Consider the following 7,614-nt stretch of genomic DNA (forward strand, 5'->3'; position numbering starts at 1 on the left):
CGGCCGACGCCGATGCCGTGCAGCGGGGCGGCCGTCACCGGACGGCGTCCAGGTCGTCGGCGAGCAGGGCGGCGAGTTCGTCGAGGGCGGCGCGGGCGGCGGTCTCCTCGCCGTCGGCGGTGAGTTCCAGGGTGTCGCCGTGGCCGGCGGCGAGGGCGAGGACGGAGAGCAGGCTGCGGGCGTCGACCGGGGTCTGGCCGGGGCGGCCGACGCCGACCTTGACGCTCTGCCGGGCGGCGGCCCGGACGAAGAGGGAGGCGGGTCGGGCGTGCAGGCCGCTCTGCGAGCCGACGGTGACCAGGAGCTGGGGCATGGGTGTCCTTCGGGTTCACGGGGTGCGTCCGGGAGTGCCCGAACGGGCGGTCCGGATGGGGGCCGCGGGCCCGGTACCGGCGGTGGGGGCGGTCCGCGGGTACCGGGCGGTCGGGGGTGGTCACGCACCCGTCACCGGGTGGGTTTCATTTGGTTTTACGCCCGGTTCGCTCGGCATGTCAACGCAATCGGGCAGAAATCCCACATGTTCGGACTCTTGCTTTTCCACGGCCGGGGCGTATCGTCGGAGTCAACCAGGCGTAAACAGACATGAACGGACCCGATCCCACATGTACGCTCCCGAGCGCCAGCAGCAGATCCTGCAGCTCGCCCAGACCAGGGGCCGCGTCGACGTCCCCTCGCTCGCCGAGGAGTTCAACGTCACGCAGGAGACCATCCGGCGCGACCTCAGCACCCTCGACCGGGCCGGGCTGCTGCGCCGCGTCCACGGCGGGGCACTGCCCGCCGGGGCGCTGCACCTGGAGCCCGGCCTCGCCGAGCGGGACTCGACCGCCGCCGACGAGAAGGAGCGGATCGCCCGCGCCGCGCTGGCCCTGCTGCCCGCCGAGGGCAGCGTGCTGCTGGACGCCGGCACCACCGTCTCCCGGCTGGCGGCGCTGCTGCCCGCGGACAGCACGCTGACCGTGGTCACCAACGCGCTGCCGGTCGCCGCCCGCCTGGCCGACCACCCCTCGCTCTCGCTGCACCTGGTCGGCGGCCGGCTCCGGCACCGCACCCACGCCGCCGTCGACGACTGGGCGCTGCGCGCGCTCGCCGACGTGCACGCCGACGTGGCCGTGGTGGCCACCAACGGCTTCTCGCGGGAGGGCGGCCTCTCCACGCCGGACCTCGCCGAGGCCGCGGTGAAGCGGGCGATGGTCGCCGGGGCGCACCGGATCGTGCTGGTCGCGGACTCCTCGAAGTACGGCACCCGGCACTTCGCCCGGTTCGGCTCGCTGGAGCAGGTCGACGTCCTGGTCACCGACAGCGGGCTGACCGACCGGCAGGCCGCGGAGATCGAAGAACTCGGACCGGAAGTGATCCGCGCATGATCGTCACCATCACCCCCAATCCCAGCCTCGACCGCACCTACGAGCTGTCCGAGCTCGCCCGCGGCGAGGTCAACCGGGCCACCGGGGACCGGCTGGACCCGGGTGGCAAGGGCGTGAACGTGGCCCGGGCGCTCACCGCCGCCGGTCACCGCACCGCCGCCGTGCTGCCGCTCGGCGGCGCGCCCGGCCGGCTGCTGGCGGAGCTGCTGCACCGTCAGGACATCGACGTGGCGGCCGTCCCGGTCGCCGGCGACACCCGGATCAACGTGTCGGTCGTCGAGCGGCACGGCCCGCTCACCAAGATCAACGCACCCGGGCCGCAGCTGACCGCCGAGGAGTCGGCGGCGCTGCTCGGCGCCGTCCGCCGGCAGGCCGCCGGGGCGGACGTGGACTGGCTGGCCTGCTGCGGCAGCCTGCCCCGCGGCCTGGCACCCGAGTGGTACGCCGACCTGGTCGCCGAGGCCCACCTGGGCGGCGCCCGGATCGCCGTGGACACCTCGGGCCCGGCCCTGCTGGCCTCGCTGGCGGCCGGCCCCGACGTGGTCAAGCCGAACCTCGACGAACTCGCCGAGGCGGTCGGCCGTCCGGTCGCCACCCTCGGCGCGGCCCTCGACGCGGCCGAGCGGCTGCGCGAGCTCGGCGCCCAGCAGGTGCTGGCCAGCCTCGGCGCGGACGGCATGCTGCTGGTCGCCGAGGAGGGCTCCTGGTACGGCACGGCGCCGGTGGACGAGGTCCGCAGCGACGTCGGTGCCGGCGACGCCTCCCTGGCCGGGTTCCTCGGCGCCGGAGGCAGCGGACCGAAGGCGCTGGCCTCGGCGCTGGCGCACGGCGCGGCGGCCGTCCGGCTGCCGGGCAGCGTGATGCCGATCCCGGCCGACCTCGAACCGGACACCGTCGTGGTGACCGCCGACGTGCCGCGGGAGCTGCCGCTGGGCCGCTGAACCGGGCGCGGCCGCGAGGGCCGCAGACGCGCACCGGCCGTCGCACGGCCGATCGGAAGGACCTGGGGGCACAGGGAACCGACCACGCACCACCGATGCACGACTGGTGAAGGACCGACACGATGAGCGACAACGGCAGACTGATCACACCTGCGCTCGTGGATCTCTACCTCGCCCCCGACGACAAGGCGGAGGCCCTCCGTGCCCTGGCCCAGCGGCTGGCGGCCGAGGGACGGGTCACCGACCTCGACGGCTTCCTCGCCGACGTGGCCGCCCGCGAGGCGCAGGCGCCGACCGGCCTGGGCGACGGGATCGGCATCCCGCACTGCCGCTCGGCCCACGTCACCCGGCCGAGCCTGGCCTTCGGGCGCAGCACCCGCGGGCTGGACTTCGACGCCCCGGACGGCCGGCCGGCCGACCTGGTCTTCATGATCGCCGCCCCGGACGGCGCGGACGACGCCCACCTGCAGATCCTGGCCTCGCTGGCCCGGCGGCTGATGGACCCGGAGTTCACCGGGGCGCTGCGCGCGGCGACCGACCCGAGCGCGGTCTCCGCCCTGGTCAACGACGAGGAGCCGGCCCCCTCGCCGGAGCCCGCGGCGACCGCCGCTGCCCCCTCGCCCTCGGCGGGCGGCCCGCGGCTGGTCGCGGTGACCTCCTGCCCGACCGGCATCGCGCACACCTACATGGCCGCCCGGGCGCTGGAGCAGGCGGCGGCCCGGGCCGGTGCCACCATCCACGTGGAGACCCAGGGCTCGGCGGGCTCGACCCCGCTGGACCCGGCGGTGATCGCCGCCGCGGACGCGGTGATCCTGGCGCACGACGTGGAGGTCCGCGACCGGGCCCGGTTCGCCGGGCTGCCGACGGTCGACACCGGGGTGAAGGCCGGCGTCAACCGGGCCGACGAGCTGGTCGCCGAGGCGGTCGCGCTCGCCGCGGCCGCCCCCGCCCGCACCGCGGAGCCGGCCGCCGCCCCGGCGCCCGTGCAGCGGCAGGAGCACTGGGCGAAGCGGCTGCGCGGCTACCTGATGACGGGTGTCAGCTACATGATCCCGTTCGTCGCGGCCGGCGGACTGCTGATCGCACTGGGCTTCGCGATCGGCGGCTACACGATCTCCTCGGCACCGTCGGTGGTCGGCCACTTCGACTGGACGTCCCACCTGAGCTGGGCGGCGCTGCTCTTCCAGACCGGCGCGGCGGCCTTCGCCTTCCTGGTGCCGGTCCTCTCCGGGTTCATCGCCTACGCGATCGCGGACCGGGCGGCGCTGGCGGCGGGCATCGTCGGCGGCGCGGTCTCGGTGACGGTCGGCGCGGGCTTCCTCGGCGGCATCGTCACCGGTCTGATCGCGGGCCTGCTGGTGCGCTGGATGACCGGCTGGAAGGTGCCGCGGGCGATCGCCGGGATCATGCCGGTGGTGGTGATCCCGCTGCTGTCGGTGGCCGCGGTCGGCTTCCTGATGTTCGTGGTGCTGGGCTCGCCGATCGCCTCCGCGATGAAGGGGCTGACGGACTGGCTGAACAGCCTGTCGGGCACCAACGCGATCCTGCTCGGCCTGCTGCTGGGCGCGATGATGGCCTTCGACATGGGCGGCCCGCTCAACAAGGTGGCGTACACCTTCGCCGCCGGCGCGCTGACCACCGCGGGCTCGGTGCCGGACGCGGGCAGCCTGAAGGTGATGGCCGCGGTGATGGCCGCCGGCATGACCCCGCCGCTGGGCCTGGCCCTGGCGACCACCGTGCGGCGGCGGCTGTTCACCCGTGAGGAGCGGGAGAACGGCAAGGCCGCCTGGGTGCTCGGGGCCTCGTTCATCACCGAGGGCGCGATCCCGTTCGCCGCGGCCGACCCGCTGCGGGTGATCCCCTCCGCGATGGCGGGCAGCATGGTCGCCGGCGGTCTGACGATGGCCTTCGGCTCGACCCTGCGGGCGCCGCACGGCGGCATCTGGGTCCTGCCGCTGATCGGCAACCCGGTGCTCTACCTGGTGGCGATCGCCGCGGGCACCGTCGTCACCGCCGGCCTGGTGATCCTGCTGAAGGGCCTGCGACGCCCCGCCCCGACAGCCGCCCAGGAACCGGACCCGGCAGCCCGGGTCCTGGCCGGCACCGCGGCCTGACAGTCGGCAGGCGCCGATCAGGGTGGTGTGGGGCGTCTCCCGGCCGAAGGCTGGGAGACGCCCCACACGCCCCTGTGTTGCTGCCCCTTCGCGGTGCTGCTCCCCTACGGCCAGAGCAGGGTGCTGGTCCAGGCGATCCGGCCGGTGCCGAGGCCGGTGCGGGTGTACCGCAGCCGGACGTGCCGCCGGCTCGGGTCGCCCTGCCAGAACTCGACCTCGGCGGCGCGCAACACGTACACCGTGTGCCCCGCGGCCACCAGCTCCGGGTCGGCGTCCAGCAGCAGCTGGGCCTCGTCGGCCGCCAGGTCGTACGCGGCGAGCGACCCGAGCGGCTCGCTCTGCCGTCCGACCAGCGAGGCGACCCGGGCGCCCGGCGAGCGTCCGCGGAACTCCTCCGCGGAGACGGCCGGCGGCGCGGCCTCGACCGAACCGCGGACGCGGACCTGGCGGCCGAGCAGCGGCCAGTACACGCTGAGCGCGGCCATCGGGCTGAGCGCGAGTTGACGGCCCTTCGGACTGTCGGCCTCCGCGGCGAACAGCCAGGCGCCCTCGGCCGCGTCGACGTCCCGCAGTACCAGCACCCGGGCATCGGGCACGCCGTCCGCGTCGACCGTCGAGAGCGTCATCACCTGCGGGTCGAGCACACCCGCCTCGAGGGCCTGCACCAGCCAGTCCACGAAGAGCGCTCCCGGCTCGGCCGGTGCCAGGTCGGTTTCGAAGACCGGCAGTTCGCGGGCCATCGGCGGCCGGTCCCGCAGCATCTCGCCGACCGCACTGGGCCGGTACCTGTCGAACCCGTCGTCGCCCGCCACCATCGGCCTCCCGTTCGCTCGTCCCGACGTCCGACCCCCGACCCCACCGTACTCAGTGATGGAAACCGACGCGGTCCGCCTCGTGCGGGTGTCCCTGTTCGAGGCGCTTGATCGCCCGGCGCATGTCCTCGGCGAGCAGCTCGATCTCGTCCCGGTCGACGCCGTGCCGCACCAGGACGCGCTGGATGACCGTCTCCTGCCGGTCCGGCGGCAGCGGGTACGAGGGCACCTGCCAGCCGCGCATCCGCAGCAGGTCGGACAGGTCGTACAGGCTCCAGCCGACCGAGTCCGGGTCGGTGAGCGTCCAGGAGACCGCCGGCAGCGCACCCACACCGTCGTACAGCAGCGTGAACGGGCCCATCTCGGCGACCTGCCGGGCCAGGTGCTGCGCGGTGTCGGCGCAGGCCTGGTAGACCCGTCGGTACCCCTCGCGGCCGAGCCGCAGGAACATGAAGTACTGGGTGACGACCTGTCCGCCGGGGCGGGAGAAGTTCAGCGCGAGGGTCGGCATGTCGCCGCCGAGGTAGGAGACGTGGAAGACCAGGTCGTCCGGCAGCGCGTCGTTGTCCCGCCACAGCGCCCAGCCGACGCCCAGCGGGGCCATGCCGTACTTGTGGCCCGAGGCGTTGATCGAGGAGACCCGCGGCAGGCGGAAGTCCCAGACCAGGTCGCGGTGGAGGAACGGGGCGATGAACCCGCCCGAGGCGGCGTCCACGTGCAGCGGCACGTCGATGCCGGTCTCCGTCTGGATGCGGTCCAGCTCGGCGGCGATCTCCGCGACCGGCTCGTAGGTGCAGGTGTAGGTCACGCCGAGGATCGCGACGACGCCGATGGTGTTCTCGTCGACGTACTCGCGCAGCTGGTGCGGCTGCAGGCCGGTCGCGCCGGGCTCCACCGGCACCTGGCGCAGCTCCACGTCGAAGTACCGGGCGAACTTCTCCCAGCACACCTGGACGGGCCCGCAGACCAGGTTCGGGCGCTCGGTCGACTGCCCGGCGGCCTTGCGCCGGTCGCGCCAGCGCCACTTCAGCGCGAGGCCGCAGAGCATCGCCGCCTCGCTGGAGCCGGTGGTCGAACAGCCGACCGCGTTGGCCCCCTCGGCACCGGCCGGCGCGTGCCACAGGTCGGCCATGATGTTCACGCAGCGCGACTCGATCTCCGCGGTCTGCGGGTACTCGTCCTTGTCGACGATGTTCTTGTCGAGGCACAGGTCCATCAGCCGGCGGACCTCGTCGTCCGCCCAGGTCGTGCAGAAGGTCGCCAGGTTCTGCGCGGCGTTGCCGTCCAGCAGCAGTTCGTTGCGCAGCAGTTGGAAGACCACCGACGGCGGGGCCGGGAAGTCCGGCATGGCCCGCTTGGGCAGCGGCCGCTCGCTCAGCGGCGAGGCGAAGATGTCGACGGCCGGGTCGGCCGCCGGTTCCTGAGCGTTGTGCAGAGCCACCGAGGGCCCCTCTCGCGTCGTCCGACAGCATCCCCTCGGACCCTACGGGCGCCCTCGCGGGCCCGACAGCGGGCGTACTCCATACCGGGCGGGGGCTGCGCCACCTACGGCGACCCCGGTACCCGGACGGCCCAGCCCCGATTGCCCGGCCCGGCGACCGGACGGACGGTCGGGACATCCGTACGTCTCCGAAAGGGAGATCGCCATGGCCTCCACCTCCGTCCCCCCGGGCCCCGCCACGGGGGGCCTGCCACCGCGTCAGAACAGCGGCTGGGTCACCGGCCTGGTGCTGTTCGCCGGCGTGGTGATGCTGGTCACCGGTCTCCTCGACCTGTTCCAGGGGATCGTCGCCGTCGCGCAGGACGAGCTGATCGTCACCACACCGAACTACGTGTTCAAGTTCGACGTGACCTCCTGGGGCTGGATCCACATCATCCTGGGCCTCGTGGTCGCCCTCGTCGGCCTCTGCGTGCTCCGCGGCATGGCCTGGGCCCGGTACGCCGGCATCGGGGTCGCCTCGCTGAGCCTCATCGCGAGCTTCCTGTGGCTGCCGTACTACCCGCTGTGGAGCATCGTGATCATCGCCCTGGACATCTTCGTCATCTGGGCACTGGCGGTGTACCGGCAGGACTGAGCGGCCCTCCACGGGGCGGCCGCTCGCTCAGAGGCGAGGCGAAGACGTCGACGGCCGGGTCGGCCGCCGGTTCCTGAGCATTGTGCAGAGCCACCGAGGCACCCCTCGCGTCGGCACCGGTGCCCGACAGCGGGCGTACTCCGTACCGGGCGGGGGCTGCGCCACCTGCGGCGACCCCGGTACCCGGACGGCCCAGTCCCGATGGCCCGGCCCGGCGACCGGACGGACGGTCGGGACATCCGTACGTCTCCGAAAGGGAGATCGCCATGGCCTCCACCTCCGTCCCCCCGGGCGCCCGCGCGGGCGGC

Annotated in this window: 7 protein-coding genes; 4 read left to right on the forward strand and 3 right to left on the reverse strand. The window is 74.2% G+C overall.

Annotated features, from left to right (window positions below; all coding sequences use genetic code 11):
• Positions 1 to 34 precede the first annotated feature (34 nt).
• The gene (locus ABZ641_RS20520; RefSeq protein WP_359983656.1) at positions 35 to 313 is read right to left on the reverse strand and encodes an HPr family phosphocarrier protein; all 279 of its coding nucleotides are present in this window, start codon (positions 311 to 313) and stop codon (positions 35 to 37) included.
• A gap of 289 nt (positions 314 to 602) precedes the next feature.
• On the opposite strand from ABZ641_RS20520, the gene ABZ641_RS20525 reads away from it, so the two are divergent.
• From ABZ641_RS20525 to ABZ641_RS20535, 3 genes are all read left to right on the forward strand, one after another.
• Complete coding sequence (locus ABZ641_RS20525) at positions 603 to 1,364, forward strand: DeoR/GlpR family DNA-binding transcription regulator (protein ID WP_344624143.1); 762 nt, start codon at positions 603 to 605, stop codon at positions 1,362 to 1,364.
• A complete protein-coding gene (gene pfkB, locus ABZ641_RS20530; protein ID WP_344624144.1) occupies positions 1,361 to 2,305 on the forward strand; it encodes a 1-phosphofructokinase in 945 nt (314 codons plus the stop codon). Before ABZ641_RS20525 ends, pfkB begins: the two co-directional genes overlap by 4 nt.
• 122 nt (positions 2,306 to 2,427) lie before the next feature.
• Positions 2,428 to 4,419 (forward strand): fructose-specific PTS transporter subunit EIIC, encoded by a 1,992-nt coding sequence (locus ABZ641_RS20535; protein ID WP_359983657.1) that lies wholly within the window; start codon positions 2,428 to 2,430, stop codon positions 4,417 to 4,419.
• Between the two features lie 104 nt (positions 4,420 to 4,523).
• Here the strand turns inward: ABZ641_RS20535 and ABZ641_RS20540 are convergent, their stop codons facing one another.
• Both ABZ641_RS20540 and ABZ641_RS20545 read right to left on the reverse strand, forming a co-directional pair.
• Positions 4,524 to 5,234, reverse strand: a complete 711-nt coding sequence (locus ABZ641_RS20540) for a pyridoxamine 5'-phosphate oxidase family protein (protein WP_344624146.1) — start codon at positions 5,232 to 5,234, stop codon at positions 4,524 to 4,526.
• A gap of 49 nt (positions 5,235 to 5,283) precedes the next feature.
• Positions 5,284 to 6,666, reverse strand: a complete 1,383-nt coding sequence (locus tag ABZ641_RS20545; protein WP_359983661.1) for a glutamate decarboxylase — start codon at positions 6,664 to 6,666, stop codon at positions 5,284 to 5,286.
• A gap of 211 nt (positions 6,667 to 6,877) precedes the next feature.
• Here ABZ641_RS20545 and ABZ641_RS20550 point away from each other — a divergent pair, with 211 nt between their 5' ends.
• Entirely contained in the window at positions 6,878 to 7,306 is a 429-nt protein-coding gene (locus ABZ641_RS20550; protein ID WP_344624147.1) for a hypothetical protein, read from the forward strand.
• Positions 7,307 to 7,614: the final 308 nt, after the last annotated feature.

The organism is Kitasatospora sp. NPDC007106 (genome assembly GCF_040634455.1).
Classification (GTDB): Bacteria; Actinomycetota; Actinomycetes; order Streptomycetales; family Streptomycetaceae; genus Kitasatospora; species Kitasatospora arboriphila.

Bases quoted from the DNA above. Each gene is read 5' to 3' on its own strand.
- ABZ641_RS20520 (WP_359983656.1), bottom strand. From the start codon at position 313: ATGCCCCAGCTCCTGGTCACCGTCGGCTCGCAGAGCGGCCTGCACGCC.
- ABZ641_RS20525 (WP_344624143.1), top strand. From the start codon at position 603: ATGTACGCTCCCGAGCGCCAGCAGCAGATCCTGCAGCTCGCCCAGACC.
- pfkB (WP_344624144.1), top strand. From the start codon at position 1,361: ATGATCGTCACCATCACCCCCAATCCCAGCCTCGACCGCACCTACGAG.
- ABZ641_RS20535 (WP_359983657.1), top strand. From the start codon at position 2,428: ATGAGCGACAACGGCAGACTGATCACACCTGCGCTCGTGGATCTCTAC.
- ABZ641_RS20540 (WP_344624146.1), bottom strand. From the start codon at position 5,234: ATGGTGGCGGGCGACGACGGGTTCGACAGGTACCGGCCCAGTGCGGTC.
- ABZ641_RS20550 (WP_344624147.1), top strand. From the start codon at position 6,878: ATGGCCTCCACCTCCGTCCCCCCGGGCCCCGCCACGGGGGGCCTGCCA.